This window comes from Microvirga medicaginis (assembly GCF_052658925.1).
Window position 1 is genome coordinate 1 of the sequence record NZ_JBQWEL010000001.1, and the last position, 26960, is coordinate 26960.

The 26960-nt window shown below is 61.1% G+C and carries 26 protein-coding genes, 1 tRNA gene and 3 pseudogenes; 20 read left to right on the top strand and 10 right to left on the bottom strand.

Annotation, left to right across the window (positions count from 1 at the left end; translation table 11 throughout):
- Positions 1–217 precede the first annotated feature (217 nt).
- A tRNA-Pro gene (locus tag ACUXUR_RS00005) sits at positions 218–295 on the top strand.
- Between the two features lie 74 nt (positions 296–369).
- Here ACUXUR_RS00005 and ACUXUR_RS00010 read toward each other — a convergent pair.
- Positions 370–552 (bottom strand): hypothetical protein, encoded by a 183-nt coding sequence (locus ACUXUR_RS00010; protein ID WP_445500227.1) that lies wholly within the window; start codon positions 550–552, stop codon positions 370–372.
- 166 nt (positions 553–718) lie between these two features.
- Here ACUXUR_RS00010 and ACUXUR_RS00015 point away from each other — a divergent pair, with 166 nt between their 5' ends.
- From ACUXUR_RS00015 to ACUXUR_RS00060, 10 genes and pseudogenes are all read left to right on the top strand, one after another.
- Positions 719–847 (top strand): hypothetical protein, encoded by a 129-nt coding sequence (locus tag ACUXUR_RS00015; RefSeq protein ID WP_445500229.1) that lies wholly within the window; start codon positions 719–721, stop codon positions 845–847.
- Positions 848–877: 30 nt separating this feature from the next.
- Positions 878–1285: a CopD family protein gene (locus ACUXUR_RS00020; RefSeq protein WP_445500230.1), complete on the top strand. Its 408-nt coding sequence runs from the start codon at positions 878–880 to the stop codon at positions 1283–1285.
- Between the two features lie 513 nt (positions 1286–1798).
- Entirely contained in the window at positions 1799–2866 is a 1068-nt protein-coding gene (locus ACUXUR_RS00025; RefSeq protein ID WP_445500232.1) for an ABC transporter ATP-binding protein, read from the top strand.
- Positions 2867–2883: 17 nt separating this feature from the next.
- A complete protein-coding gene (locus ACUXUR_RS00030; protein ID WP_445500233.1) occupies positions 2884–4020 on the top strand; it encodes an ABC transporter substrate-binding protein in 1137 nt (378 codons plus the stop codon).
- A gap of 98 nt (positions 4021–4118) precedes the next feature.
- A complete protein-coding gene (locus ACUXUR_RS00035) occupies positions 4119–4952 on the top strand; it encodes an ABC transporter permease (RefSeq protein ID WP_445500234.1) in 834 nt (277 codons plus the stop codon).
- Entirely contained in the window at positions 4949–5830 is an 882-nt protein-coding gene (locus ACUXUR_RS00040) for an ABC transporter permease (RefSeq protein WP_445500235.1), read from the top strand. The genes ACUXUR_RS00035 and ACUXUR_RS00040 overlap by 4 nt, the downstream gene beginning before the upstream one ends.
- A gap of 15 nt (positions 5831–5845) precedes the next feature.
- Complete coding sequence (locus ACUXUR_RS00045) at positions 5846–6688, top strand: endonuclease/exonuclease/phosphatase family protein (protein ID WP_445500236.1); 843 nt, start codon at positions 5846–5848, stop codon at positions 6686–6688.
- A 352-nt stretch (positions 6689–7040) separates the two neighbouring features.
- Positions 7041–7397 (top strand): annotated as a pseudogene (locus tag ACUXUR_RS00050) (transposase); the annotation flags it as partial.
- Positions 7398–8400: 1003 nt separating this feature from the next.
- Positions 8401–8607, top strand: a complete 207-nt coding sequence (locus tag ACUXUR_RS00055; protein ID WP_445500237.1) for a hypothetical protein — start codon at positions 8401–8403, stop codon at positions 8605–8607.
- A gap of 379 nt (positions 8608–8986) precedes the next feature.
- Positions 8987–9205: pseudogene (locus ACUXUR_RS00060) on the top strand (IS5/IS1182 family transposase); the annotation flags it as partial.
- 116 nt (positions 9206–9321) lie between these two features.
- Here ACUXUR_RS00060 and ACUXUR_RS00065 read toward each other — a convergent pair.
- The 3 genes from ACUXUR_RS00065 to ACUXUR_RS00075 all read right to left on the bottom strand — a co-directional run bounded on the left by ACUXUR_RS00065 (position 9322) and on the right by ACUXUR_RS00075 (position 11519).
- Positions 9322–10332, bottom strand: a complete 1011-nt coding sequence (locus ACUXUR_RS00065) for an inorganic phosphate transporter (RefSeq protein WP_445500238.1) — start codon at positions 10330–10332, stop codon at positions 9322–9324.
- Between the two features lie 13 nt (positions 10333–10345).
- Complete coding sequence (locus ACUXUR_RS00070; RefSeq protein WP_445500239.1) at positions 10346–10990, bottom strand: DUF47 domain-containing protein; 645 nt, start codon at positions 10988–10990, stop codon at positions 10346–10348.
- A gap of 112 nt (positions 10991–11102) precedes the next feature.
- Positions 11103–11519, bottom strand: coding sequence for an MgtC/SapB family protein (locus ACUXUR_RS00075; RefSeq protein ID WP_445500240.1), 417 nt, complete (start codon positions 11517–11519; stop codon positions 11103–11105).
- Between the two features lie 414 nt (positions 11520–11933).
- On the opposite strand from ACUXUR_RS00075, the gene ACUXUR_RS00080 reads away from it, so the two are divergent.
- The gene (locus ACUXUR_RS00080) at positions 11934–12392 is read left to right on the top strand and encodes an inositol monophosphatase family protein (RefSeq protein ID WP_445500241.1); all 459 of its coding nucleotides are present in this window, start codon (positions 11934–11936) and stop codon (positions 12390–12392) included.
- A gap of 88 nt (positions 12393–12480) precedes the next feature.
- On the opposite strand, the gene ACUXUR_RS00085 is transcribed toward ACUXUR_RS00080, so the two are convergent.
- Both ACUXUR_RS00085 and ACUXUR_RS00090 read right to left on the bottom strand, forming a co-directional pair.
- Positions 12481–14133, bottom strand: coding sequence for an ABC transporter permease (locus ACUXUR_RS00085; RefSeq protein WP_445500242.1), 1653 nt, complete (start codon positions 14131–14133; stop codon positions 12481–12483).
- Entirely contained in the window at positions 14130–15206 is a 1077-nt protein-coding gene (locus tag ACUXUR_RS00090; RefSeq protein WP_445500243.1) for an ABC transporter ATP-binding protein, read from the bottom strand. Before ACUXUR_RS00090 ends, ACUXUR_RS00085 begins: the two co-directional genes overlap by 4 nt.
- Positions 15207–15317: 111 nt before the next feature.
- Here ACUXUR_RS00090 and ACUXUR_RS00095 point away from each other — a divergent pair, with 111 nt between their 5' ends.
- From ACUXUR_RS00095 to ACUXUR_RS00115, 5 genes and pseudogenes are all read left to right on the top strand, one after another.
- Complete coding sequence (locus tag ACUXUR_RS00095) at positions 15318–16289, top strand: extracellular solute-binding protein (RefSeq protein WP_445500244.1); 972 nt, start codon at positions 15318–15320, stop codon at positions 16287–16289.
- A gap of 28 nt (positions 16290–16317) precedes the next feature.
- Positions 16318–17310 carry a hypothetical protein gene (locus tag ACUXUR_RS00100; protein WP_445500245.1) on the top strand — a complete coding sequence of 331 codons (993 nt, stop codon included), beginning with the start codon at positions 16318–16320 and terminating at the stop codon, positions 17308–17310.
- Positions 17311–17740: 430 nt separating this feature from the next.
- A pseudogene (locus ACUXUR_RS00105) lies at positions 17741–17845 on the top strand (sulfurtransferase); the annotation flags it as partial.
- A 119-nt stretch (positions 17846–17964) separates the two neighbouring features.
- Complete coding sequence (locus ACUXUR_RS00110; RefSeq protein ID WP_445500247.1) at positions 17965–18885, top strand: DUF1259 domain-containing protein; 921 nt, start codon at positions 17965–17967, stop codon at positions 18883–18885.
- Between the two features lie 29 nt (positions 18886–18914).
- Complete coding sequence (locus tag ACUXUR_RS00115) at positions 18915–20180, top strand: MFS transporter (protein WP_445500248.1); 1266 nt, start codon at positions 18915–18917, stop codon at positions 20178–20180.
- A gap of 15 nt (positions 20181–20195) precedes the next feature.
- Here ACUXUR_RS00115 and ACUXUR_RS00120 read toward each other — a convergent pair whose 3' ends face one another.
- Positions 20196–20525, bottom strand: coding sequence for a hypothetical protein (locus ACUXUR_RS00120; RefSeq protein ID WP_445500249.1), 330 nt, complete (start codon positions 20523–20525; stop codon positions 20196–20198).
- A 179-nt stretch (positions 20526–20704) separates the two neighbouring features.
- On the opposite strand from ACUXUR_RS00120, the gene ACUXUR_RS00125 reads away from it, so the two are divergent.
- The 3 genes from ACUXUR_RS00125 to ACUXUR_RS00135 all read left to right on the top strand — a co-directional run bounded on the left by ACUXUR_RS00125 (position 20705) and on the right by ACUXUR_RS00135 (position 22737).
- Positions 20705–21388, top strand: coding sequence for an RNA polymerase sigma factor (locus tag ACUXUR_RS00125; RefSeq protein WP_445500250.1), 684 nt, complete (start codon positions 20705–20707; stop codon positions 21386–21388).
- A 34-nt stretch (positions 21389–21422) separates the two neighbouring features.
- A complete protein-coding gene (locus tag ACUXUR_RS00130) occupies positions 21423–22301 on the top strand; it encodes a ferritin-like domain-containing protein (protein WP_445500251.1) in 879 nt (292 codons plus the stop codon).
- A 79-nt stretch (positions 22302–22380) separates the two neighbouring features.
- The gene (locus ACUXUR_RS00135) at positions 22381–22737 is read left to right on the top strand and encodes a twin-arginine translocation signal domain-containing protein (protein ID WP_445500252.1); all 357 of its coding nucleotides are present in this window, start codon (positions 22381–22383) and stop codon (positions 22735–22737) included.
- A gap of 623 nt (positions 22738–23360) precedes the next feature.
- Here the strand turns inward: ACUXUR_RS00135 and ACUXUR_RS00140 are convergent.
- Genes ACUXUR_RS00140 through ACUXUR_RS00150 form a run of 3 tightly spaced genes read right to left on the bottom strand, consistent with a single transcriptional unit; the run spans position 23361 to position 26941 of the window.
- Complete coding sequence (locus ACUXUR_RS00140; protein WP_445500253.1) at positions 23361–24929, bottom strand: putative N-acetylmannosamine-6-phosphate 2-epimerase; 1569 nt, start codon at positions 24927–24929, stop codon at positions 23361–23363.
- Positions 24930–24971: 42 nt separating this feature from the next.
- Positions 24972–25973 carry a Gfo/Idh/MocA family protein gene (locus ACUXUR_RS00145; RefSeq protein ID WP_445500254.1) on the bottom strand — a complete coding sequence of 334 codons (1002 nt, stop codon included), beginning with the start codon at positions 25971–25973 and terminating at the stop codon, positions 24972–24974.
- On the bottom strand, positions 25970–26941 hold the full coding sequence (locus ACUXUR_RS00150) for a Gfo/Idh/MocA family protein (RefSeq protein ID WP_445500256.1): 972 nt from the start codon (positions 26939–26941) through the stop codon (positions 25970–25972). Before ACUXUR_RS00150 ends, ACUXUR_RS00145 begins: the two co-directional genes overlap by 4 nt.
- Positions 26942–26960: the final 19 nt, after the last annotated feature.

Genomic DNA, 26960 nt, shown 5'->3' on the forward strand with positions numbered 1-26960 from the left:
GGCCGCGCCGGCGCGGAGAGGAGCCCGCTCGGCAGGCGACTGGTCCTGATCGGCAATCGCGTTGACGTCACCTTGACACAACCTTGAATTTGCATGTGAACGTGGGGCTTTCGATCCCATCGCACTCCACCGGCTCCGATTTGTTCCGATTTGTAGAAAATGGGGGTTGCGCCGTCAGGGTCGATTCTGTAGGTGAAACGGACCCTTTGGGGAGAGTCGGAGCGTAGCGCAGCCCGGTTAGCGCACTAGTCTGGGGGACTAGGGGTCGTGGGTTCAAATCCCGCCGCTCCGACCATTGATCTTATTGAGTGTTTTGCCTCTAAACCCCTCCGGGCCAGGGTCATTCTGCAAAATGGAAGCGGAATGGATTCACCTCCTGTTCCGGCGCTGCTCATCCAGCTTTGCAATCGCCGATTCGGTCGGCGCCGCCCGCGTGCGGGCCAGATAGCGGTCCAAAATCTTCTGCGCATGGGCCTGGGTGTGGCCGGTGATGGTCGCAATCTCCGGCGCGGTGCAGCCGGCCTCCGCCAGCATCGGAGTCGCCGCTGCCATTCTGTCGGTCGGCCTCCAAGGACTCGATGCCCTGGGTGAGCCGCTCTCCGCAATCCCGTTGCCGCACCCCTGACATGAGGGGATCGGGACATCCTATGGCCTCACGGCTGGAACAGCCATCCTCGCGCTGACTTGCGCCAGGATCGCCCTGCGCGCCGACATAAAGTTGGTTGCCTTGATAGGCCTCGGCGGAACCGGTCTTGCCCTGGCGCTGAGCGGGCATGCCAGCGCAGCCCCGCCGCAATGGCTCACCCGCCCGTCGGTGTTCGTCCACGGCATGGCCGCCGCATTCTGAGTCGGCTCACTGGTGCCGCTCGCGCTCGTCGTGCGGGACCTTCGCGGCGCGTCGCGGCCCGTCGTCCGGCGGTTCTCTGCGATCGCCGTTCCGGCCGTTGGCTTGATGGTGCTGGCGGGGCTGGTCCTGAGCATCGTGCAACTCGGAAGCCCCGCGGCGTTGCGGACCTTGGCCTATGGCCGGATCTTCGCGGCCAGGATGGTGGCGGTCGCCCGCCTGCTCGCCTTGGCGACACTCAATCGGCAGCTCCTAACCTCGATGCTGACCAAGGAAGCTGGCGCCCGCCATCTGGTGCGCTCCATCGTGATCCTCGGGCTGGTGGCAACCTGGCGCTTCATCCCGCGGTGGCTAAGATCCGCCTCCATCCACACGTTAGCCGGGGCTGTCTCGCTGCCTAGAGCATCGGACCCAAAAGTGGACTTGCACTTTTGGGCTTGATCCGATGCTCATTCTTGAGAGCAGCGCATCGTTTGGAGCGGAAAACCGGGTCCACTTTTCGCTGACGCGGCCCTTCGGGTCCGCACGATGCGCTAGAAGCCTCAGCGCCTGGCACTTCTCGGAAGTAAGCCAAATGTCTGCTTAGGGATGCAACAGGAGACGTTGCTGAAGGGCAGGGGACCTTCAGCGTCTGACCGAGGGGGTGTCGAATGTGGACGGGCCGCTCAGCGGGGAAACTTAATTCTTTGCAAGCCCGGATCGACAGGGAAATCCCCGTTATGGGAGCATGAACTTGTACAAATGGTTCAGCGAGGCCGGGCTTGCTCGGGTTTTGACACACCCTCAACCCAGAGCAGACCTGCCTGTCCCCAGCTCGAATGTGGATCAAGGACGTGAGAACCTTCGTCACTTCATGCACAGTTCCCTTAAGATATTCTTTCCACTGACATTCAACTGTGATTTTCTAAGTAAACAAGAGACGCGAAAAGCGCATTCAGGGAGGGTGTCGGGACCATGGACAGTTCTGTCTTGGCCGCGATTGATGTCGATCACCTTCAGGTCTGCTATGGCAGGCAGCCGGTGCTGCATGGGGTCAGCCTCTCGGTCGCGCCCGGCGAGTTCATCGCCATTCTAGGTTCGTCCGGATGCGGGAAGACCACGCTGCTGCGAACCATCGCCGGATTCCAGAAAGCCGCAGGGGGAGCCATCCGCCTGTTCGGCCGGGATGTCGTGAACACGCCGCCCGAGAAGCGCGACATGGCCATGATGTTCCAGTCCTATGCCCTCTGGCCGCACATGACCGTGCTCGGCAATGTGGGTTACGGCCTGCGCTTGCGGGGTATGCCGAAGAATGAGATCCGCACCCGCGTTGCCGGCGTGCTGAAAATGCTGAACCTTTCCGGCCTGGAGGAACGGAAGGTGACAGATCTTTCCGGCGGACAGCGTCAGCGCGTGGCCTTGGGCCGGGCCCTGGCCATCGAGCCGGAAATCCTGCTGCTCGACGAACCCCTGTCCAATCTCGACGCCAAAGTGCGCATCCAGCTCCGATCGGAGATCAAGACTCTCCAGCACCGCCTCGGCTTCACGGCGATCCATGTCACTCACGACCGGGAGGAAGCCATGACCATGGCCGACCGGATCGTGGTGATGGATGCCGGCCGGATCGCGCAGATTGGAGCGCCGAAGGAGGTGTACGATCATCCGAACTCGCCCTTCGTGGCGAGCTTCATGGGAGCGGAGAACACGCTCAACCTCGATGTTCGACCCTCCGGATCCGGAGTCGAGGTCAAGGCTCATGACTGCAGCACGGCCATCTATGCCGGGGACGTGCCTGTCGGGCTCGTAACCGCTTATTTTCGCGACGATATCGCTTCGCTCGTCGATCCGAATGCACGGATCGACGGATCGATCGTTCTTCCGGGAAAAATCACGCAGAGAACGTATCCGGGAGGACACTACAGGTACGTGGTCGCGATCGGCGACCGTCATTTCACTGTGACGGACGATCGCTACCACGAGCTCGATCGCCCGGTAGGCCTGCGCCTGCCGCTGGCGTCGTTGCACCTGTTTCCCAATGCCTAGAATTAAGGGAGGATAGCATGCGTAAAGGCTTCATCGCTGCGGGTTTCGCAGCCCTTCTGATGAGCAGTACGGCGAGCGCTCAAACGCTCAATGTCGCGACTGCTGGCGACCAGAATATGGTCGATTACATCAAGGACTATCTCGGCCCGCTCTTCGAGAAGAGCCATCCGGGTGTGAAGGTCGTTGCCGTCGGCACGGGCCCGGGCGACGGCGGTTCGCAGAAGATCTACGAGAAACTCGACGCCCAGAAGAAGGCCAATGCGCCTTCGGACTTCGACGTCGTCGTCATTCACCAGAAGGCCGCAGGCACGATGGTGAAAGAGGACCTGCTCAAGAAGTATCGTGACCAGATTCCGACCGGAAATCTGGTCACGCGCGAGACGGCGGCCAATGCGCTCGGCGCCGATGTCTCGGGTTACGTCATGCCTATGTTCCATTCACAGACGGCGATTGCCTACAATCCGGATCTCATCAAGAACCCGCCCAACAGCTATCCCGAGCTGCGCGAATGGGTGAAGAAGAACCCGAAGCAGTTCGGCTATAACGGCATCAAGGGCGGCATGTCCGGTGTCGCCTTCGTGACGGGCTGGATCTCGGCTTTTGGCGGCGGCGATGCGGCGAAGCTGGAAAAGGGTCCCTACGATCCCGCCGTGAAGGCGACGTGGGACAAGGCGATGGCGGATCTCAAGGAGTTCAACCAGAATGTCGTCATTACCCCTGGCAACGCCGGCACGCTCGACATGCTCAATCGCGGCGAGATCGCCATGGGTCCCGTCTGGGTCGACATGTTCTATACGTGGAAGGCCGACGGCAAGCTGCCGCCGAACATGCGTCTGAAGCTCGTCTCGCCCGGCATGCCCGGCCAGCCGATGTACTATGCGATTCCCTCCAAGACAGCGCAGGAGAAGCTCGCGGCCGAGTTCATCGCGCTTGCGACGAGCCCGGAAGTGCAGGCCGACGGCATCGTGAAGCGCTTCAACTGGTATCCCGGCATTGACGCCAAGAATCTGGAAGGCAAACTCGATCAGGCGGCCTGGAACCAGCTCTTTGCCGATATTCCGCCGGACACGCTTGCGACGAATGGCAAACCGTTCCCGATCAGCCCGTACTTCAACGATATTCTCGAGAGTTACGAGAGGAAGGTGGCGAACTAACCCTTCGAGTGACCCGGAAGCGGGCGGCACGCTCAGCAGGCCGCCCGCGTCTCTATTCCGTGACACGTCTTTCGGCAGGGCCGGGACAGTACCAGACCATGGCGAGACCTTCATTCTTCGGCCTTCTGCTCATCGCGCCAGCTCTGGCGATGATCGGAGCCTTGTTTCTCTATCCGCTCGGGTTCTCGCTGGCGGCAGCCTTCACGGAACCGGGCGGCGCCCTATCGCTCATGCACTTCCAGAAGGCTTATGAACTCTACTCGACCGATATCCTTTTCACTCTCTTCATCGTCATCGTATCGACGCTTCTGACGGGCCTGTTCTCGATTGCGGTCGCGGGCATCCTGACACTTGGGGAAACCCCGTGGCTTATCGCGATTCTGCGTAATCTTTACCGTTGGCCGCTCTTCATTCCGTTCATCGTCGCAGCGCAATGCATGCGCACTTTTCTCGCGAAGAACGGCCTCATGAATAATTCCTTCGTGGCGCTCGGGCTCATGGAGCCGATCCAGGCCACGAGCTTCCTCGACTGGCGCGGCATCATCATCACCTTCGTATGGAAGCAGGTGCCCTTCGTGACGCTCATGCTCGCCGGAGCCATGGCGTCCATTGATCGCGCCACCATCGAGGCTGGACGCAATCTTGGAGCCTCGCGGGTGCGCGTCCTGATCGAACTCGTTCTGCCGCAAGTGGCGCAGACGCTTCTCGTTGGTCTTGTTCTGTCCTTCGTCACCATGCTGTCCGTGCTGTCGGTGCCGATGATGGTCGCGGGCTCGCAGCCTACCATGCTCACTGTCGATATGGCCTTCCGCATCAACTCCTACGGCGATTACGCCACTGCCAATGCACTCGGCGTCATCTCCTATGCCATCGCCGGAACAGTGGCGTGGATCTATCTGCGCCACAATGTGAAGCGTGAGGTGCAGGCATGAGCGTCAAGACGCAAGTTTCCCCGGCGCTCTCCCTTGCCGACAGATCCGCTCCATCCGAAACCGGTGCCCGGTTCTGGGTCTTCGGTTCCACGATCCTTAAAATTCTGGGCCTCGCAGCCTTCGCCTTCCTCCTCTTTGGACCTTTGGCCAATCTGGTTTTATGGTCGGTGGCGGAGCGGTGGTATACGCCGTTCAAGCTCCCGGTCTCCTATGGCCTGCGCTACTGGGAGGTGGTCTTTCGCCCGACGGGAGACGCCATGTCGTCGCTCATGACGAGCGTTAGCATCGCCTGTCTGACGGTCGTGGTGGCGCTCGCCGTTTCGGTCCCGGCGGCCTATGCCTTGGCCCGCCTCAAGCTGCCCTGGCGGACGGCCCTGATGATCCTGTTCCTACTGCCCCAGGCTTTTCCATCGGTAGCGATCTACATCAACGTCGCGCGGGTCTTCTACAGCATCGGTCTCACCGGAACGATCACCGGTGTCGTGCTCGTTCATGCGGCCCACGGCCTCGTCTATTCGGTCTGGATTGCCGCTGCCGCTTTCGCCGCAGTGGACCGAGATCTGGAGCTGGCCGCACGCAACATCGGCGCATCGCCGCTGCGTGCGTTTTTCACAGTAACATTGCCGCTTGCCGCACCTGGCATCATGGCGAGTGCGATCTTCGTCTTCCTGGAATCGTTGGATGAGTTCACCGGCACCTTCTTCGTCGGCGTGCCCCAGGTCACGACTCTGCCGCTTCTCCTCTACAATGCGAGCATGGGCGGCAATTACCAGATTGCCTCCATCACGGCTCTCATCCTGCTCGTGCCGTCCATCGTGTTCATGGTCGTCATCGAACGCTTTCTGAAAGCCGACGTGCTGAGTAAAGTCGGCCAGTAACACATTGCGGACGACATGATTAGAATCATTACCTGGAACATCCAATGGGGCTTAGGCGTCGATGGAACTGTCGATCTCAAGCGCTTGGTTAGCGAAGCGCGAGACCTCGCGGATTTCGATGTCCTCTGCCTCCAGGAGGTCTCGGACAACTTTTCCGACTTGAAGGGCAATAGCGGGACCAACCAGTTTGCTGAACTGGCAGGGCTCCTGCCGGGCTACACTGCCATTGAGGGCGTGGCGCTCGACATCCCGGATGGGACAGGGGGGCGCCGCCGTTTCGGCAATATGCTCCTGTCTCGCCTTTCCGTTGCACAGGTGCTGCGCTACACCCTGCCATGGGAGGCCGCTGCGACCCGCAACATGCCGCGCCTCCTTCTTGAGGCGGTTGTCGAGACACCATCCGGTCCTCTCCGGGTCATGACCACTCATCTGGAATACTCGTCCGACAAGCTGCGGCGAGCCCAGGTCGAAGGCATTCGCGAGGCTCACCGCACGGCATACGAACGGATGGTCACGCTGCGCGAGGACGGCCCCGGTACCTATGCCCTGTTCCCAACCTCACGTTCGGCTGTTTTGACGGGGGATTTCAACATGCGGCCGGACGATCCAGTAAAGCAGCGGATCTCGGAGCCCTTTGGCAACGACGCGCCGGCCCTTTTGGATGCATGGCAAGTCGCCCATGGCTCAAGACCGCATCCACACTCGTTCTGCCTTTATGATCAATCCAACGGGGCTCCGCATTGCTGTGACTTCGTTTTCGTGACGGGGGACCTTGCCGACCGAGTCAGGCGGATCGATTATGATCAAGAGAAACAGGCCTCAGATCATCAGCCTGTGCTACTCGAGCTCGATATGTGAGGCTCGAGTCAGAAGATCTAACCCATATTGACACGTCGTATTGGGACGAATTCCTGAGAGCTCTCGTGAGGAGGGACCGCCTCCGGTCGCGCAATCTCGAACGGCACCCAAGCCTGAATGGCCTCTATTGGCGCATCCCGGATATTGCATTTTGGTCAGCTTGTGAGCGGATATCATTGAAAAGCTCCTCGTGATTGGTGGCGGATCGTGATTCCCTGATGAAGGCATTCTCAGCGGAGGATCGAGCCATGATGGGCGAGCGTCTCGTGATGCAGGAGAGCCTGTCCTATGAGTTCCGGCTTGAGGATCATGTGAGAGCAAGATCCTGACGACCAGTGGCCCGATTGTGAACGAGGGCACCACGCGCATCTACCGGGGCAGCACGTTCGATTGCGGTTCCTGTCACCTCAAGGAGAAGTGCTGTCCCAACACGCCGGCCTGCAAGATCCCGCGCAGCATCGACGAGTACGCAAGAGAAGTCGCCCGAGCGCTGGCCGGCACGCCAGCCTTCGAGCAGTCGCGGCAAGGTCGCAAGCGAGTTGAGATGCAGTTTGCGCATCTCAAGCGGATCCTGAAGATGGGACGTCTGCGGCTGCGCGGCCCATATGGAGCCCAAGATGAGTTCCTGCTGGCAGCCACGGCTCAGAACCTGGGAAAGCTTGCCAAACTGGTCACTTCATCAGGGCCTCAGATCACCCAAGCGACCTGAAGAGGTCCAAAGCACAACCTCATGTGCTTCTGACTTCTGCAGGCGAAGTCCCGCAAACGTCTCACCCAACCTGAGTGCCGATTTTTTCAACGAAATCGGCACAAAGCGGAAGTGCGCCGAACGTCTCCTTCGGACGGAGAAGTCGGCGTTCCCGAAAGACAGGGGAATTTCATGGCCTCACCCCTAGCAAACTTCGAACGTCAGAAGGGTGGGCTCTAAACGGGATCAGCGGTCGGTAGGGATCACTTCGTCTTTCGTGCCTGCTCGCTCATATTCTCGATCTCCGACGTGAATGGAGCTTGTTCGCCTTCTCTTCATGGCGCAAACGGCCCGCAACCGCCGCATCATCAGCGCCGGTCGCATAGAGTTCTGTCAGACACCGTTGCGGGTGATAGATCGGGCAGGGCGTTTCCGCACTTGAACCTGAAGCCCTGGCGGGCCCCCGGTCGGCCGGTGGTCTCCCTCCCCCCGCTGGGGGCCACCACCTTGCGGTGGTGCGCGTTCTCAATTTTTCTTGAGATAGACGTGGTGCGTCCTGGATCGTTCTTGAGCCTGATCCCGCCGTGATGGAATCAGCGGAATGCCAGTTTCAGTAGGGGGCAGGCTCCCTGACACCTGCCTTTCCGGCGAGGAACGGGGTGAGGGTGTCAAGGCCGTAGCGTCGAGGACTGGGAGGAACTCGGCGATGTATGCGAAATGTGCGAAGTAGCTCAGATCCCCTTCGTCCCTCATATGCACCACCCGGACTATCCGGATACCCTCTCATGGTTTCTGCCCCAGGGGCTCCGGACCTTGGCCCGGTCTACTCAGCGAAGTGGAAGTGACCGTGGAACGAGGCTGTCCGTAGCAATAGCTAGCGGTTGGGCTCGGGAGGGGCGCCGATCGCAATCGGTGCGGACGTAGAGCTCCGCGTCCAGTAGAACGTATGGTCTAGGCCATCAGGCATAAGGAAATAAACAGTCCGGTAGGAGTTTAAGGCTCAGAGAAGCAACTCAGAGGAGCCATGATGGGTCTGGACCAGCAAATCGAGCATGTTGCTCGCGCATTCTACGGCGTCGAAAACGATGAGCAAACTTGGGATCGCGCGCCGGAAGACCTCAAGGAAGAGTTCCGCAGCCTTGCACTTGATGCAATCGCCATGGTCTCCGGCTGCCGTGAGGGCAGTATGGCTCCATCATCCACGGGCGCTCGTGAGATGGTCTCTGCCTGAAGCCAACCTGCTGCGCACGACTTACCGTCCGCTCGCGACGGCCCCGCCCTGCATCGCCCGGCGTATGCCTCGCCGGGCAATCTCGTTAGGCTTGGTGCTCCTGAGCCCTCAGGCCGACTTCGATCGTGGCGAAGTGAAGATTGAGCGAAGGAGACGGCGCGCTCCCGGGTGGCGTCCTCGCCCGCTCCCCTGTCCCGCTGCACATGGCTGAGATGTGCCTCGAATGATCACGACTGGCCTCGAGCTCGCTCAACGGTTCTTCCCGCCTATTCAGCAGGGTGACGACAAGGACTTGCATCATGAGCTCGAGCGCAATGACGCGGGCCTGGTTGATAGGTTCGGATTCTCGTTCAATGGCCATGCCGGTTACTCCTCACAAGATGCCGCCCTCGGAGCCGCCAGCGAGGTCACGCCGAAGTTCGTCTCGCCCTCTGATCCCGCCGCACAATAGACGGGTGCTCACAAGGGGCCTGCGTTCTTCGCCTATGCCACCAACTCCCTGATCGACATCGAATACGCGCTCATCCTGGATGTGGAGGCCCCGCGCGCCATCCGGCAGGCGGAGGTGGGCGCTGCCTGCACCATGCTCGACCGCTCCGCTTAATGCCCTCCAGCAGCCGCTCCAAGGCAGTCCCATAAACGAACTTACCCGAAATCCGTCCTTGTCCCCGGAAGGTCTTTCCGGAACATAACTTCTACGGTCGCTCAACCAGTTCACACCGTGATTGAGGCCGCGACTGCATAAAAGAACGCCGAGATAATCGCGGAGGCTGGGATCGTCACAACCCAGGCCACCACGATGCCCTTGGCTACTCCCCACCTGACGGCGGAGGTTCTACGGGCGGCTCCGACCCCGATAATCGCCCCGGTGATCGTGTGGGTCGTCGAGACTGGAATGCCAAGCCAAGTTGCCATGAACAACGTGATGGCTCCCCCCGTCTCGGCACAGAAGCCCTGCATGGGCGTGAGACGTGTGATCTTCGATCCCATCGTGTGCACGATCCGCCAGCCGCCCATCAGGGTGCCCAGGCCCATGGCCGCCTGGCAGCTGATGACAACCCAGAAGGGGACGTAGAATTCGCTGCCAAGGTAGCCTTGCGAGAACAGGAGCACGGCAATGATGCCCATGGTCTTCTGGGCATCATTGCCGCCGTGCCCGAGGGAGTAGAGGGCTGCCGACAGGAATTGCATGCCGCGAAACGCCTGATCCGCCGCAAAAGGGGAAGATCGGGATGCCGACCAAGTTGTTACGAGTACGAGAAGCAGGGCGAGGCCAAATCCGATCAGGGGCGACAGAATGATCGCCAGGAGGGTGGGGCCAAGGCCACTCCATACGACTGCTCCCAGACCTGCCTTGGCCATGCCTGCGCCCACGAGGCCGCCGACCAGAGCATGGGAGCTGCTGGAGGGAATGCCGCCCGCCCAGGTGATGACGTTCCAGATGATCGCCCCCATGAGGGCGCCGAAGATTACCGCCGCATCGATGACAAAGGCAGAAACGATGCCACTGCCAAGAGTTGTGGCGACATGGAGCCCAAAGAACAGGAAGGCAATGAAGTTGAAGAACGCAGCCCAAACGACGGCGAATTGCGGCCTCAGGACTCGGGTTGAGACAATGGTTGCGATGGAATTGGCCGCGTCATGAAGCCCGTTGATGAAGTCGAACAACAAAGCGACGACGATGAGACCTACGAGCAGCGGTAGGGAGACGGAGGCGGCATCCATTCTGCAGTGCTCCTCAGACGTGCTCGATCACGATGCTGTGGACCTCGTGGACCACATCCTCCAGGCGGTCCATCACCCGTTCGAGATGATCAAGAATCTCGGACGCGACCCAAAAGTCGAGAGCGTGAGCGGATCCCATGGCTTGGAACATGCGACTCCGGGCAGCGTCATGAAGATCATCCGTCTGCCCTTCGATCTGCGTCATGTGCTCCGACAGGGTGCTGATCCGCCCCGCATTCGTGCCGACGGAGCGCAGCATCGGAATGACCTCCTGGACGATCTGGGCGCCTTGGACGATGCAGTCCGCCATCTGGATCATCTCAGGTTCGAACCGGGTAACCTTGAAGAGAGCCACCGATTTGACGGTTTTGCGCATCTGATCGATCGCATCGTCCATCGAGGTGATAAGGTCCTTGATATCGCCCCGGTCGAAAGGCGTGATAAAGGATCGCCGGATGGCCGCGAGTACTTCTCCAGTGATCCTATCTGCATCATCCTCGCGGTTCATCACATTTGTGATGTTCTGCTCGATGTCGGGTCCGCCCGCCAAGGTCGCCCGAAGGGCCTCTGCGCCGGCCAGAACCGTTCTCGAATGCTCCTCGAACAAGTGGAAGAACTGATCTTCCTTGGGCATCAGCGTACGGAACAATCGAAGCATGAATCATCTCCTCATGAGGGCAGGGAACACACTTCAGCAATCATGAGCAATCTCTCCGAAGGGGTGTCGCCGCCCAGAAGGAAACTCGTGATAAGCCGCAGCACGGATACGATCAGCATCGCGAGAATATCAAACCCGCGAGAGTGATCTTGTACATGCCAGCTCCGGCCGCCATGCCGATCAAGCTTGTCATCCAAAGGCTTGCCGCAGTGGTCACACCATAGACGCTGCCCCGCGCTACAAAGTTAATTCCGGTGCAGAGAAAGCCGATCTCTTGCGCCAAGCCCTGGATGGCGCGGGTTGGGTCCGGGTCGGCTTTGCCATGGGCGGAAATCTCCTCGTACAGCTCAAGTGCGATCAGCTTTGTCTTTGCGGAACTGAGTGCGACAGGCATGTGGGTTCGGACACCGGCCGAGATACTACGAGCCTCCCGGTTCAACCCCGGCGACAGACCGAATGCGGAGGCAATGCCAACGCGCCAGAGGAACTCGTTGAAGGGGATGATCGATTGAACCAGCGGGTGCTCCACCTCTGCTCTCCCTTCGTAGATCCGAGCGGATCCACTATATTGCTGGCTATCTGTAAAAGAACTTGGCTGTTAGAGGGAGGTTCCAGACGGATGTCATGACTGCATAGCGCCTACTGGGTGGAGACAGAGCATTACACGCTCAAAAACAGGATGTCCCCATCCTTTGAACCATTCTGATCCTTCGCGAGAGGGCTTCCTCAGGTCATGCCTGAAACATGCGCCGATTGGATGGGCTGGAACCGGGAAGGCAGGATCAGCCCCTGCTTCATCGCCGGGAGGTCTCCTCATTTCAATCCGGCAACCACCGGTGAAAAGGCCATTCATAGGCGTGGGAGCGGCGCCAAGACCATCGTTGGCGATCAAGCTTTATGCGGTACCGCTGGTCGTGAGAAGTGACTCTGCTCTTCGGATGACGTGCTTCCGTTCCGGTTCATCGGCTGCTTCTGCTGGGTCAACCACCGTAAGCCGTTGCCCCTTTTCCAGCCAGCGCTTGCGCTGACTTTTCACCTCAAGCGGGAAGACCTCCACCTGACAGGGGACCACCTCTCCGCTCTTGAGCCGTTTACCGTAGCGAAGCGAGCCAATAGGCACCTTCTTCGCCGACCGAAGCAGCCTTCTCCAGAGCCTCAAGCGCTGCCGAGGCATGGGTCTGCGGATCGTGCCTTCCTGGTCGATCCGGTAGACGGCACCAAGAATTTCGCTTCGGGTCTCCCGTTGTTTGGGGTGATGGTGGCGGCCGTGGTCCGAGGAGAGGTCATGGCCGGTTGGATCCATGACCCGGTCGGGAACGATACGGCGATAACCGTTCGCCGGGAGGGGGCCTGGATCGAGCATCCCAATGGTAAACGTGCCGATCTCCGGATTGCGCCATAGCCCCCCGACCGAGCTATAAGACCGGTTAAGAAGGCTACACGCCTATCACGGACAAGGTCCGCTCCTATTGAGAAAGCCAATAACGAATCTAGAGAAGTGCACTCTCCCTCCTACCTGAGAGGTGGAAGGCAGCGTAGACGGCGATAACCGTCAACGTCAGGAGAATGGTCGAGAGGGCCGATGCGGTTCCATATTCGCCGTCCATCACCGAGAGATAGATACGGACCGGCATCGTGATCGTGCTGCCCACATAGAGCACCAGAGAGGACGAGAGTTCGTTCATGGCCGTGACGAAACTCATGAGCGCGCCTGCCAGAATACCGGGAAGAATGAGCGGCACCGTCACTTTCAGGAAGGCCTTGCCAGGGGAATAGCCGAGACTGATGGCCGCGTCCTCCAGACTGGGACTGACCTGCTTCAACGCAGCGGCGACCGATCGCGCCGAATAGGGAAGGCGCCGGATGAAAACAGCCATGACGATGATCAGGCCTGTTCCGGTCAGCGCAAGCGGTGGATCGTTGAAGCGGGTGATGAAGGCAATTCCCATCACGATACCGGGCACCACATAAGGCACCATGAGAATGGCATCGAGCGTTCCCGTGGCGATGCTGGGGCGCCGTGAGATCAGATAGCCGATCAGAGTGCCTGTGATGACGATGGCAACGACCGCCGCGGAGGAGAACATCAGCGTGTTCCAGATCGGGTCCGAGACCGTCGAGATGACACGCTCATAGCTCTGCAGGCTCACGCCGGGCTGGAACACGGGCCCGCTCGTGCGGCGGAACGAGAACAGCACCACGATGATGGCGGGCAGCGCACCGATGAGTACGATGGCATAGGCCAAAGCGTGCAGTCCCACGGCTCTGAGGCCTTTGGCCTGCCTGCGTTCCGGCTTCTTGATAAGGTTGCTGTAATAGACGTTCTTGCGCAGAACCCACCGCTGCCCGAGCACGATCATCATCGACAGAAGGATCAGCACGATACTGAGTGCCGAGGCCATTCCGGGGTTTCCGCCAACCTCGCTGCCATAGAGGTTGAAAGCCTCCGTCGCCAGCACGTTGAAATCGCGGCCGATGATCCGTGGTGTGCCGAAATCGGCGATCGACAGAACGAAGGTGAGAAGAGCGCTTGCAGAAATCGCCGGCAGGATCAACGGAAACGTGGTCGTGAAGAGCCGCTTCGTTGGAGAGACACCGAGGCTTTCCGCCGCCTCTTCCACGGAGCGGTTGATGGAGGCGAGCGCTCCTGATGTGATCAGGAAGACGTGAGGGAAGAACTTGAACGCGAAAACGAGGATCACGCCTGCAGCGCCGTAGAGCGGCGGAATGGAAATGCCAATGGACGCGAGCCCCTTGCGGACAACGCCGCTCGCACCAAACAGCACGATCCACGCATAGGCGCCGATGAAGGGTGGCGACACCAATGCCACCACGGCGAGCGTTTGAATGAGGGCTCGCCCGTAGATGCGAAATCGGGTCATGACGAAGGCGAGAGACACGCCAAGAATGAGAGCCCCGGTCATGCCGCCGAACCCGGCGAGGAGTGTATTGCTGACGGCCCGTTGGTAGGCCTTGATGGTGGCGATCTGAACATAATGGACGAGGGAGAAGCCTCCCGTGTCATTGTCGATCAGGCTGGCGCGCAAAACCGACGAGAGCGGCCAGATCAGAAGGGCGATGAGGATGATCCAGGCTGCGATAAGCACGAAGGTCCAGATGTCGAAGCGGATCCGCCTTTTCATGATGCCTGCTCCGCATCGATCACATCGCCGCTCTCTCGGAAGAGAACGATCTTCTGAAGAGGCAGACGCACGTCCACCTGGCGTCCCTCCATTTCGATGAAGTCCTGGGCCGGATCAGCCACTTGAGCCACGATCTCACCGGCCTCGGTCCTGAGAGTGTAATGAGCCTCGCGGCCGAGGAACGTGACCTTCTGCACGGTCCCCTTCAGGCCGATCGTCCTGCTCTCAGAGGCCATGCCGGCGAGCAGCACGTTCTCTGGGCGAATGGCCACCTCGACGGGCCCCGACGCGGTCGCAGGGTAGGTTATGGCTTGGCCGCCTACAAGGAGGCGCCCATTCTCAAGCTGTCCCGGCATGAAGTTCATGGTGCCGACGAAGGACGCTGCGAAGCGCCGCAGCGGTCTCCGGTAGATCTCGAAAGGCGTGCCGATCTGCTCCACATTGCCCTTGTTCATCACGCAAATGCGGTCGGAAACGGCAAGGGCCTCCTCCTGATCGTGGGTGACGTAGATGGTCGTGATGCCCAGCCGCCGCTGGATGTCGCGGATATCCTCGCGCAACTCGATGCGCAGCTTCGCATCCAGATTCGAGAGCGGCTCGTCCATGAGCAGAAGGGTGGGGCGGATCGCCATCGCACGGGCAAGGCCGATGCGCTGTTGCTGACCGCCCGACATCTCCGCCGGGAGGCGGTTGTGATAGCCGTCGAGGCGCACCATCTTGAGGCTCTCGGCGACGCGCGCCTCGATCTCCCCTTTGGGAAGAGCGCGCGCCTTAAGGCCGAAGGCGACGTTGTCTGCGACCGTGAGATGAGGGAAAACGGCATAGTCCTGGAATACCATGCCGATGTCGCGCTTGTGCGCAGGCTTGTGGTCGATGCGTTCGCCATTGACGATGATCTCGCCCCGATCCTGGTGCTGAAAACCCGCGATGGTGCGCAAAAGAGTGGTCTTGCCGCAGCCGCTCGGACCCAGAAGCGTAAAGAATTCACCTGACGCGATATCGAGATCGATGCTTTCCAGGACCCGCACGTCCTTGTAGCTCTTGGCCAGCCCCTGGATCTTCAAATCGGCCACGCTCGGCTCCCTTATTGGTTTATCCACGCCTCGGATGGCCCTGACTTTACAAAAGTTACGCCCTTCAGCAACATGCACTTACCTGGCTAACTAATTCCTTGGGAGGATTCCATGTTGAAAGTCGGATTGACCGCGGGCGTGCTGCTCGCATCCTTAACCGTTGGGGCCATGGCCCAGGATAAGACTGTCGTGGTCTATACCGCCCACAAAGCGTCCATCGTCGACGCCCTTGTCCCCAGGTTCGAGAAGGAAACGGGCATCAAGGTCGATGTGGTGAAGGCCGGCTCCGGCGACATCATCAAGCGCGTGAAGGCCGAGTCCTCATCTGCCAAGGCTGATGTGATCTGGAGCATCGGCGGCGAGCAGCTCGAGGATAACAAGGATCTGCTGACGGCCTATAAGCCGAAAGAAGATGACGTCATTCTTCCTGCCTATAAGGTGAGCCCGGAATGGATCCCCTATACGGGCATCCTGCTGGTCATGGCGGTCAACAACAAGGAACTGAAGCCTGCCGATTATCCTAAGACCTGGGCTGATCTCGGCGACCCCAAGTGGAAGGGCAAGATTTCGTCCGCCCGCGCCGATACATCAGGCTCCACCTTCCAGCAGCTGGCCACCGTTCTGATCGCGTACGGCGACGAGGGTTGGGACGTCTACAACAAGATTCTCGCGAACATCAATCTCTCCGACTCCTCAGGCGCTGTCGCTCGCTACGTCAATGACGGCGAGGCGCTCGTAGGCCTCACGCTCGAAGACAACGCTCTGGATTACGTGAAGGGCGGCGGCAATGTCGCGATCGTCTATCCGGAAGACGGATCTTCCACGATTGCAGATGGTGTCGCGCTCGTGAAGGGCGCGCCGCATGCGGACAACGGCAAGATCTTCATCGACTGGCTTCTCTCGAAACCCGTTCAGGAGCAACTCGTCTCCGAGATCGGACGTCGCTCAGTCCGTAAGGACGTCACCGGTGCTGGCCTCAAGCCGATGAGCGAGATCAAGCTCGTCGATTACGATATCAAGAAGGTAGCCCAGAACCGCAACGACTGGATCGCCAAGTGGAAGACGGCTCTGCAGAACCGCTGAGTAGATATTCCTCAAGATCATCGCTGTCATGCTGATCGAAGCATTCACCGAGGCGAAGGATCCGTCCGCGCCCCACACCAACGAGGATCGGCTCGTGATCCTGCCGGGCCGCGCCTACGCGGTCATCGACGGGGTCACGGACCGCCTCGGAACGCGCTACGACGGAATGCTCTCCGGCCAGTACGCAGCCGTGACGGTCCAGCGCGCGCTTGAGCATATGCTGAGCGCGCCCGATAATCCTGAAGACCCGATAGCGATAGTTCGGGCTCTGACGGCGACCATCGCTTCCGCCTATGAAGCACATGGCATGGCCGAGAAGGTGCAGTCCGACTGGAACCTGCGCATCTCGGCCGCGCTGGCCCTGGTGCTCGTCCGGCACGAGACCGTGGATGTGATCCTCGTGGGCGACAGCGGCGTTCGCATCAATGGCGATCACATTCTTCGGGTCGAGAAGGATCTCGACCTGATCACCTCGATCCTGCGCCGGGAGGCTTGGCCTGTCATCGGACGGAAGGTGTCCGATCCTGAAAAGCAGGAGCAGGTATCCCGCAGAGTCACTTGGCACGGTACGCGCCAGCCGCTCGATGCCGTGGCAGATACCCTCGACGCGGGCGACATGGACTTCATCGAAAACCGCGCCATCGCAGCCAATCTGGAAGCCCTGCCGCACGTGCAAAGGGCCGATATCGAGAACCTCGTGCGTGGGGGCATCGTCAATGCGCAGGGTGGCTATCAGAACAATGCCTCTCTGCAGCTGGGCTATCCTTGCCTCGATGGATTCGAGGTGCCGCAGCACATGATTGAGATCCAGCGTCTTCCACGCTCCGAGGTCAGGACGGTCGAGATCTACTCGGATGGCTATTTCAAGCCCGGAGACGCGTTCGGCGTGGCCGCTTGGGAGAAGGCCTTTGCGGAGGCAGAGCGCGATGACCCAGCGAAGGTCCTGCTATATCCCTCCCCGAAAGGATCGACGGCCTCCCTTTGGGCGGACGACCGGACCTATCTTGGCGTCAGATTCTGAAGGGGCAGAGATCGCTCCAACCTTAAAGAAGTCCAGGCGCTGTGTGGCTGAGGCGGATCTCCAGGACATTGGAGAAACGCCCCGGATCAGCAGTAAGGCGTTCATAATGCAGGCAGCTCCGAGCGAGCCTTACGGAGTTCTAAATCAGGCTTGTAAAGGACGACGTCATCGGACAGATCTATATCCAGGCAGAGCGCGATGTTCAGGAGGAAAGTCTACCAAATCATCGCATTTCCACACAGCCTCGACCCGGAGCCGACGTTCAGAGAGCCGTACTTCTGAATGATCCGCTGGTTCTGTGACTCAGCTTGAGGCTGTTGACAAAGGCTGTTCGCTGGCACTTACTTTGCTCCATGGGGGCTGCGATCCCCTCATGAGGCGACATGCCCAAGCATCGCGTCCAGCTCACCTTCAGCGAGGACGCATCGCCATGCCGTCAATCAACACCATCTCAATTGAAAAGCTCGCCCGTCTGATCGGAACGCCCAGGTGGTCGGCTCTCGTCGATGTTCATACTGATGAGGACTTTGCCGCCCCAAGCTCCTCCTGAGGAAGGAGGGTACCCTACGAAAGCCGCACAAACGGCAATGAGAGCCTGCGAAGGCGCAATCCGCCTATGATCGGAAGAAGCGGGGGCGATATAGGGAGAGCACGATGCGGATCCTGACCACCGTTGCAGTTCTGAGTCTCGCGTTCGGCACGCCCGCCTTGGGGGCGGACGAATGGCAGCAGCAAGTCGCCAGCGGCCTCGGCAAGCAAGGCACCGAGATGCCGGGCGGCATCTATCGCGTGAGCCTGCCCCGAACCGATCTCGAGATCACGATCGATGGCGTCACCATCAAGCCGGCCTTGGCGCTCGGATCGTGGCTCGCATTTAAGCCCATGGGCGACGAGGTCATGGTCATGGGCGACCTTGTGCTGACCGAGGACGAGATCAATCCAGTCCTGACCCGGCTGGAGCAGGGCGGGGTGGAGATCACGGCCCTCCACAACCACCTCCTGCGCGCCTCGCCCACGACGATGTACATGCATGTCCACGGGCAGGGTGATCCGACCAAGCTCGCCACGACGCTGAAAGTAGCACTCGGAGCGAGCAAGACACCATTCGGCGCCGAGACCGCCGCCATCCCGCCGCAAGCCGCGACACAGGCGACGACGGCTGCACCTCCCGACCAGAAGCTCGATCTCGACACGGACGCCGTCGATCAGACGCTCGGGCGCAAGGGCAAGATCAACGGCGGTGTGTATCAGGTGAGCGTGCCCCGGGCGGAGCCCGTCAAGGACGGCGGCATGGAGGTGCCGGAGGCCATGGGCTCGGCGATTGCCATCAACTTCCAGCCGACCGGATCAGGCAGGGCGGCGATTACCGGGGACTTCGTGCTCACGGCCGACGAGGTGAACCCGGTCGTCAAGGCCCTGCGGGCGAACGGGATCGAGGTGACGGCGGTGCACAATCACATGCTTGCCGATGAGCCGCGCCTGTTCTTCATGCACTTCTGGGCCAATGATGACGTCCAAAAGCTTGCGAAAGGGCTGCGCGCCGCCCTCGATCAGGTGAAGGTGACCAAGAGTTGACCATCCTGCCGGGGCCAGAAGTCAAGGGGATGGAGCAAGGCACGATCCCGGAGCGGGAGAACGATTTCGCCCAGGTTCCGGTCGGGCGTGCCTGGAGCAAGGGACGGCCGCCCGACGTCACGCGCGTTCTCCTGGCGCGGTCCTTGCGCGCCTTCGGCGACGGCTACGTGGCGATCCTGCTGCCGGTGCATCTTTCGCGCCTCGGTTATGATGCCTTCGGCATCGGCCTCATCTCGACCGCAACATTGTTGGGCTCTGCCCTCTTGACCCTTGCCCTCGGGCTGGTCGCCTACCGCATCCCACGGCGTCCGGCTCTGCGGGCTGCTGCCCTCCTGATGGGGGCGACCGGGCTGGGATTCGCCGGGATCGATGGGTTCTGGCCGCTGCTCGTGATCGCCTTCGTCGGCACGCTCAATCCGTCCGGCGGTGATGTCAGCGTCTTCCTGCCCCTCGAGCACACTGTCGTGTCCCATGTCGTCGCCGACGAGAACCGGACGGCGGCGTTCGCCCGCTATAGCTTCGTCGGAGCCTTCTTCGGCGCACTGGGGGCGCTCTCGGTCGGCGTGGTCGACTGGCTCGCGCCGGTCATCGCGCCATCGACGACGATTGCGGCTCTCTTCGCGCTCTACGGTGCCCTCGGGCTGCTCACGTTCCTGCTCTACCGCCACCTGTCGCCCCGTGTGGAAGCTGGCACGGACGCCCCGCCGGCTCCCCTCGGGCCGTCGCGCGGGATCGTCTACCGTCTGGCGGCCCTGTTCTCGATCGACGCATTCGGCGGCGGGCTCGTCATCAACGCCCTGTTGGCGCTTTGGCTCAGCGAACGCTTTGACATCGGCGTCTCGACTATCGGGGCGATCTTCTTCGTGACCGGCCTGTGCTCGGCCGTCTCGTACTTCGCGGCGGTGCCGCTGGCGAAACGGTTCGGCCTGGTCAACACGATGGTGTTCACGCATCTGCCATCGAGCCTTTTCCTGATCCTGACCGCCTTCGCCCCGACGGTCTGGATCGCCTTTGGGCTTCTGATCCTGCGGAGTCTGCTGTCCCAGATGGACGTCCCGACCCGGTCGTCCTATGTCATGGCGGTGGTCCGGCCGGAGGAGAGGCCCGCCGCCGCGAGCGTGACGGCCGTGCCTCGCAGCCTCGCATCCGCCGTCGCACCGCTGCTGTCCGGATGGCTGCTGACCGCATCGCCCTTCGGCTGGCCGCTGGTGCTCGCAGGCACTCTCAAGGCGGCCTACGACCTCACGCTGCTGCGGCAGTTCTCGGCTATCAAGCCGCCAGAAGAACGTGGATGAAGTTCGGCGCCGGGCTCACTCCATCGCCGCTGATATTGTTTGCCATGTTCTTGCCTCGGCTCGGGGCGTGCGTGGCCGCCGCTGGCCCATGCGAAAGCCCGCGGGCCACGAGCCCTCGAACATGCGGCCGCTCAGGCCGGCAGCACGGGACCATAGACCCGCCCGGCCTCCGGCTCCTCGATGAACGGGCAGAGCGCCGGACTCACTGACCCAGGCCTGATTTTGATCTTCTGAAAAAGTAATCGCGGTCGGGAAGTTTAAGCCAGTTGCGAGAGGTTGCAGGGAAAAGCCTTCGAGGACGAGTACGCCATCACCATTGGAGGCGTTCTGGCGGATATCTGCCATGGCTGCCTCCTCTGATAGCAGAGAGAGAGAGAGAAGCCGCGGCATCACCAGAGTGGGGCCGCAAGGTGTCAGCCTGGCAGTGGCAGCACTCCTTGCAGGAGGTGCAAAATAGTCGGGAACCTTTCGGTCTGTGCTCCTGTCTAATCGGCATGCCAGAGCAACCCGCATCTGAGTTGGAGTTGCTTGTCGATGCCGAACTCGTGCGCCTCGCGCGTGGGGGAAGCGTGTCTGCGCTGCGCCTGATCGTCCGCCGCTACAACCAACGGCTCTATCGCGTCGCGCGGGCCATCGTCCGGGACGACACCGAAGCCGAAGACGTGCTGCAGGAGGCCTATCTGAGTGCGTTTTGCAAACTCACGCAGTTTCGCGCGGATGCGAGCCTTGCGACCTGGCTGACGCGCATCGTGGTGAACAAGGCAATCGACCGTCGCGAACGAGCGGACATCATGCTGCCATTGGCTGCCCTCGACGATATCGAGCGGCCGGACGTCGCCGCCATGCCCGATCTCGCGTCAGCGGCCGATCCGGAGATGACCGCAGCTCGGAGCCAGATCCGTGCCCTGCTGGAGCACGCGATCGACAACCTGCCCGAGCCGTTTCGTGTGGTGTTCGTGATGCGCATGGTCGAGCAGCTCGACACCAAGGAGACGGCCTGCTCGCTCGGCCTTCGCGAAGAGACGGTAAAAACGCGTCTCCATCGCGCCAAGGCGCTCATGCGCGAGCAGCTTCACACAACACTCGCCTCGGCCCTGACCGACACATTCCCCTTTCAGGATCCCCGCTGCGCCGCGTTCACCGACGCGCTGCTGACCCGATTTATCGAAGGGAGCGAGCCGACCAATCGGTCACGCCAGCATCGCTGAAGCAGTGACCATCCACGATGCCATGGAGGAGACCATGACCTGCCCTCATATTCCAAAACTCTCACGTCGCGAGTCGCTGAGAACCCTTGCTACCGCAGGCCTATGTGCCACTGCCGGGCTGCATTGGCCGACCCCAGCACTCGCTCAGGCAGTTTCCCCGTCAGACCCCAAGGACGAGGACATCTTCCAGTTCGCCCTCAATCTCGAATACATGGAGGCCGAGTATTACCTGCGCGCAACCACAGGCAAAGGCATTGACACAGCCGATCTCGGCTCCGATCCCGGTGAGGTCAAGGGCGGCCGCAAAGTGTCGTTTCAGGATAGGGCGATTCGCGAATTCGCCGACGAGCTTGCCGAGAACGAACTCGCGCATGTCCGCTTCTATCGCAAGACATTGGGGCGCCAAGCGGTGGACCGTCCCATGATCGACTTCGAGGCCGGCTTTGCGGCCGTCGGCAAGGCGGCCGGCCTGCCGGATTTCGATCCCTTCGCCAGTGACATGAACTTCCTGCTTGGTGGCATGCTGTTCGAGGATGTCGGCGTGACCGCCTATGCCGGTGCGGCGCCCCTGCTCCAGAAAAAAGAGTTCGTCGAAGCGGCCGCTGCCATCTTGGCGGTCGAGGCATATCACATGGGCATGGCCCGCTCGCAGCTCTACCAGATGGGCGCGAAGGCCCAGAAGGCAGCGAATGCTGTGTCCGCCGCTCGGGACAAGATCGACGGACCCGAGGACAAGGATCAGGGTATCGAGCGCAACGGCAAGGCCAATTTCGTCCCATCGACAGCGGAGGGCATGGTCTTCCGCCGGACGCCACAGGAGGTGCTGCATATCGTCTATCTGACCGACAAGGCGGACGTGGATAAGGGCGGGTTCTATCCCAAGGGCATGAACGGAACGCTTAAGAGCACCTAGACGCTTGATCGACGCAGGTGGCGCGAGCGCGTCACGTCTGCCAAGTGGGGGCTTCGGCTACTCTTGAGGGAGGGTTACGATGTCTGAGAAGCGAAATCGCATCACATTGATTGGTCCGAACGGCCCTGTCTGTTCCCGCCGCGCCTTCCTGCGGGGCACCCTGATCGGCGCAGCTGCGGCTGGTGCCGGAACGCTCTCGGCCTGCATGCCAATGATGCCGCCGCAAGCGGCCGCACCTGCGCCAGCAGCGCCTCCCATGGTGGCCCGCGGGCTGCCCCGGAACGTACCCAAGGCCGTTGCGCGCTACCAGGATCGCCCGAACGGAGGCCAGCGCTGCGGGCGGTGCATGCACTTCATTCAGCCGAATGGCTGCGAGATTGTGACCGGGCAGATCAGTCCGCAGGGCTGGTGTCGCTATTTCGAAGCCATGGCGTGAATGGCGGTTTCATTGGCCTCTTGCTCACTCGAGGCGCTCGATATGTGCGGAAGCCCAGGCGCCAGGGCGTAGGGTTTCCGCAAATCAATTCTGGGTATCTTGCATATGGGCTTTCAATACTGCCTGGCCGGTCCTGGAACCTCGCCCGGCTCTACCCCGGGCGGGGTTTCTTTTTGCTGCCGTTGATGCGGGCCTTGAGAATTGCAGAGGGATTGAACGTGATGAACCGGTGCGGCTCGATGGGCACCTGTTCTCCCGCACGGTGAACGTGCCGAAGCCCGACAGCTTCACGATATGCTGATCCGGCCTCCCCCAAATGGTGGAGGAGCAAGGCGCCGACGAACCTTTTCATGACCGAGCCTGCATCGGCGCAAGCGAGGTCCGGATGCCGGGGCACGATCGCCGTGGTCTCCTCTCGGACAATTGACGAGCGAGAGGGGAGCACATGCCCTGTGGGCGGTCGACGATGAATCTGTTTCAGGAACCTGCCGTCCCGGCACGATTATTCATCGACAGAGCCGGCCGTGATCTGTGCGGCTCGATAGCCATCGATCTTCCATTCGGGACAGAACGCTTGGGGCAGTCGCTGTTCGGGCCCACAAGGGTCTTCCGCCCGCCGGATGTCATTCCGCCATCGTCTGCCGGGTCAAAAGGTCTGCTGCTCCGAGGAGGCCGGCATCGGCACCGAGACGAGCCGGCATCAGGGATGGCCGGAGAATCGCGGGGAAGCACGACAGAGCTTTCTCGAGGCGGGAAAGATAGCCCGGCGCGAGGCCCACGCCACCACCGATAACGATGACTTGGGGATCAATGACAGCCTGCAACCCTGGGAGACATGCGGCAAGATGGTTGACCGTGCTGTCAATGATATCCTCCGCCCAACTCTCGCCTGCTGCAGCGGCAGCAAAAACGCCTCTGGCATCCGCCTCATGCCCGGCTTTATGAGCGGCGGCTGCTATGGCAAAGCCGGAAGCTACCTCTTCCAAGGGACGATATTGCGTCCCTGACGTCGGCGCGGGCATCTGACCGACATGTCCAGCAAGGCCGCTCGATCCGTGCAGGAGCTGCCCGCCGGTTACGATGCCCCCACCAATCCCGCTTGATATGGTGAGAAAAAGGAGATCGCGCCCTTGGCCGGCACCAAAGCGATATTCGCCCCATGCCGCTGCCTGGGCGTCGTTCACGGCCACGACGGATCCGGAAAAGAGCTCTTTCAATCGCGAAGCCAAATCGAAGCCTGCCGGGACGGGCAGCGTTGCCGGATTGACGGCAAACCATCGCCCTTCGCGCACGAGCCCGGTGACGGCGGCCGCAACACCGCCATATTGCCCGCGCCAGTCCTGCGCCACGTCGGAGGCGGATTGCAGCCATGCCTCCACCCCGTCGGCTGGCCTTGTCGGGACCTGTCGCCGTGCGATGACGCGGTTTCCACGGATCAGCGCGACGGCCGTCTTGCTGCCGCCGATATCGATCGCGAGGACCGGTTGAGCATCCGCGGTCTCGGCGGCTATGGCATCCACGAACCAGCGCGTGATGTGCTCCGGCCGTGTAATCGCAGAGCCGACGACGACAGCCATCGCGCCCGCTCGAATAGCAGCCGCCGCGAGACGCGGCTCGTTGTAGCGGCCTTCCGCTATGACAGGCTTGCCGAGATCTCGGGCCTGGGTCACGAGATGCACATCAGGTGTCCGAGGTGGCGGCTCCATGTCGGTATAGCCCGACATCGTGGTACCGATGATGTCGGCACCGAGCCCTGCTGCATTCCTGGCTTCGGCCACCGTTGCGATGTCGGCCATTGCACAGCAATCTTGAGCATGCACAGCTTCGATCAGATCCTTGATGGGAACGGGCCGTGTTCGATCTGTGGCATCGAAGGCAATGATTGTGGCGCCCGCCTCGGCGAGCGCTTTGACGTCCTCAATCCAAGGAGTGATCCGGACTGGCGTATCGGCGAGGTCTCGCTTCACGAGACCGATGATCGGAAGCGAGCAGACAGCGGCGACAGCAGCGACGTTTGGGACGCCTTCTATGCGTAGGGCCTTGGCACCGGCGTCCCGTGCCGCCAGCGCGAAGCGCACAACGGAGTCGGGATCATCAAACGGCCCACCCGGCACCGGTTGGCACGATACGATGAGACTGCCTCGTACTGCGTCGATGAACGCGGCTCGCGAGGCCGCAAGATGCGATGTCATGATAGGGTCCGATCATCAATTCTGGCGCTGTCGGAAGACGCTCTATTCGAAGCGCGCACTGGGGAGTTGGACTTCGCGTCGCTCAATGCTGGCCTGATAGGCAGCCTCGATGCACGCGATGACATGACGTCCATAGCTTCCGCTAACGGGAGAAGGCGTGTCGTTCATGATGCTGGCGGCCAATGCCTGCCACTCGCGCGCAACGGCCTTTTCCATCCAGTCCGTCTCGATCGAGTCGGGAATCGGAGCCCAGGCCGCGCCCCGGCCCAGGGAGACACCGTGATCGAAATCGATCCGGATGATGCCTTTCTCGCACACAAGGTCCATGGCGAATGACACGGCGCCATCGCGGTAGCCGACACTCGCAACTTGGCCGATCCGGTCATCGGCGAAGCGTAATCCGATCAGCGCCGAGTCGTCAGCCTCTTGGTCGTGAAAGTAGGTACCGGTCATTGCGGTCACCCCGATCACGGGCTGTCCCATCAGCCAGATCAAGCGATCGAGCGCGTGAATGCCCGCAGTCATCAGCATGCCGCCGCCTGAAGCTCGATTGAGATGCCAGGATCGGCGATTGCTCTCCATCCAGAGCTTGATCATCCAGCTCGACCCTAGGACCGGCGCACCAAGCGTGCCGGAAACGACAATCTCCTTTGCTTTGAGACAGGGCAGGGCGAAATGCATGACATGCCCGATCATGAGCTTGACGTTGTTCGCATCGGCGGCCGCCTGGATTCTGTCGCAGGCGGCCAGGCTTGGCGCCATCGGCTTCTCGAGCAGGATGTGCTTGCCCGCTTGTGCCGCGCCGACGGCAATCTCCTCATGCAGGTGATGTGGCGTCGCGATCACAACGGCATCGACCTCCGGATCTTCGAGCAGGGCTCGCCAGTCGCAATAGCTCTTGCCCCCATGTTCAGCCGCGAAGGCAGCTGCAGTGGATCTGCCTCCCCGACAAGAGGCAACGAGCCGTACCTCCTTCACCTTCGCCATGGCGCGTGCGTGGACAGCACCGAAATGGCCCGCCCCGATAATGCCTACTCCGATCATGAACTTGCCTTTTCATATGCCATGTCGATGAGCTGCATGGTCGAATGATAATCCTGAAGGCTGACCGCCGGTGCTGCACCGGCGCGTATCCTGTCAAAGGTATCGGCCATGAACAGCCGGTAGCGCATGCCGGGGGGCTCGGGTGGCAACGCACGCACGCTCCCGTCATCCAGGGTTGCGCATTGAGCCGCTTCCCCCCGATCGATCAGGTAGGCATTGCTGGTGGCGACGCGCCACTCGAAATCTCCGCCGGGAGCCATCGAGGCGTAGGTGTAGCCAGCCTCGACCGTGAAAAGCGTTCCTGCCTCGTCGAGCAGCGAGACATGGGCATGATCCTCGACATGCTCGCGATGGATGCGGTTCCCGATCGAGGCCGAGACCACGCGCAATGCTCCCTGCGCAAGAGTGAGGGCAGCGTCGATGCCGTGAATGCCGAGATTGCGCAGCGCTCCGCCTCCACTAATGGTAGGGTCTAGCATCCAGCCGACACTGTCGTCGCGGTAGCGTTGCGGCGGACCATTGACGATCCGGAAATGGCCATGCGCGGGCTTTCCAAGGCGACCTTGCTTCTCAAGCTCGGCCATTTCCCGGAAGATCGGTCCGAAGCGGTTTGGGAGAGGCACGCCGACAAAGCTGCCGCGTCTGAGAGCCTCCTCGACAACCGGTGCCAAGCCGTCAGTCGTGCTGGATGCCGGCTTCTCAAGGATCATGGGCATGTCGGCGGCCATGACCTCTAAGGCGACCTGCGGCACGTATTGGGGAGAGCCCATCAGAATCACAAGATCAGGCCTTGCGGCGAGGGCCTGTCCCACGCTCCGACAAGCGGAAGGCCCATGTGTCGCAGCAAAGGTCGCTCCGGCATCAGCGTTCCAATCCCAGGTCGCGATGACCTCGCCGCCGGAAAACCGGACCGCGTCCAAGTGCATTTGGGCGTGCCAGTGGCTGACACCCAACAACGCTACTCGCATGGAACACACCTCGTCTGCA

Excerpts from the sequence above, each read along its gene's own strand:
- ACUXUR_RS00010 (WP_445500227.1), bottom strand. The coding sequence starts at position 552 with ATGGCAGCGGCGACTCCGATGCTGGCGGAGGCCGGCTGCACCGCGCCG.
- ACUXUR_RS00025 (WP_445500232.1), top strand. The coding sequence starts at position 1,799 with ATGGACAGTTCTGTCTTGGCCGCGATTGATGTCGATCACCTTCAGGTC.
- ACUXUR_RS00030 (WP_445500233.1), top strand. The coding sequence starts at position 2,884 with ATGCGTAAAGGCTTCATCGCTGCGGGTTTCGCAGCCCTTCTGATGAGC.
- ACUXUR_RS00035 (WP_445500234.1), top strand. The coding sequence starts at position 4,119 with ATGGCGAGACCTTCATTCTTCGGCCTTCTGCTCATCGCGCCAGCTCTG.
- ACUXUR_RS00040 (WP_445500235.1), top strand. The coding sequence starts at position 4,949 with ATGAGCGTCAAGACGCAAGTTTCCCCGGCGCTCTCCCTTGCCGACAGA.
- ACUXUR_RS00045 (WP_445500236.1), top strand. The coding sequence starts at position 5,846 with ATGATTAGAATCATTACCTGGAACATCCAATGGGGCTTAGGCGTCGAT.
- ACUXUR_RS00055 (WP_445500237.1), top strand. The coding sequence starts at position 8,401 with ATGATGGGTCTGGACCAGCAAATCGAGCATGTTGCTCGCGCATTCTAC.
- ACUXUR_RS00065 (WP_445500238.1), bottom strand. The coding sequence starts at position 10,332 with ATGGATGCCGCCTCCGTCTCCCTACCGCTGCTCGTAGGTCTCATCGTC.
- ACUXUR_RS00070 (WP_445500239.1), bottom strand. The coding sequence starts at position 10,990 with ATGCTTCGATTGTTCCGTACGCTGATGCCCAAGGAAGATCAGTTCTTC.
- ACUXUR_RS00085 (WP_445500242.1), bottom strand. The coding sequence starts at position 14,133 with ATGAAAAGGCGGATCCGCTTCGACATCTGGACCTTCGTGCTTATCGCA.
- ACUXUR_RS00095 (WP_445500244.1), top strand. The coding sequence starts at position 15,318 with ATGTTGAAAGTCGGATTGACCGCGGGCGTGCTGCTCGCATCCTTAACC.
- ACUXUR_RS00100 (WP_445500245.1), top strand. The coding sequence starts at position 16,318 with ATGCTGATCGAAGCATTCACCGAGGCGAAGGATCCGTCCGCGCCCCAC.
- ACUXUR_RS00110 (WP_445500247.1), top strand. The coding sequence starts at position 17,965 with ATGCGGATCCTGACCACCGTTGCAGTTCTGAGTCTCGCGTTCGGCACG.
- ACUXUR_RS00115 (WP_445500248.1), top strand. The coding sequence starts at position 18,915 with ATGGAGCAAGGCACGATCCCGGAGCGGGAGAACGATTTCGCCCAGGTT.
- ACUXUR_RS00120 (WP_445500249.1), bottom strand. The coding sequence starts at position 20,525 with ATGGCAGATATCCGCCAGAACGCCTCCAATGGTGATGGCGTACTCGTC.
- ACUXUR_RS00130 (WP_445500251.1), top strand. The coding sequence starts at position 21,423 with ATGACCTGCCCTCATATTCCAAAACTCTCACGTCGCGAGTCGCTGAGA.
- ACUXUR_RS00135 (WP_445500252.1), top strand. The coding sequence starts at position 22,381 with ATGTCTGAGAAGCGAAATCGCATCACATTGATTGGTCCGAACGGCCCT.
- ACUXUR_RS00140 (WP_445500253.1), bottom strand. The coding sequence starts at position 24,929 with ATGACATCGCATCTTGCGGCCTCGCGAGCCGCGTTCATCGACGCAGTA.
- ACUXUR_RS00145 (WP_445500254.1), bottom strand. The coding sequence starts at position 25,973 with ATGATCGGAGTAGGCATTATCGGGGCGGGCCATTTCGGTGCTGTCCAC.
- ACUXUR_RS00150 (WP_445500256.1), bottom strand. The coding sequence starts at position 26,941 with ATGCGAGTAGCGTTGTTGGGTGTCAGCCACTGGCACGCCCAAATGCAC.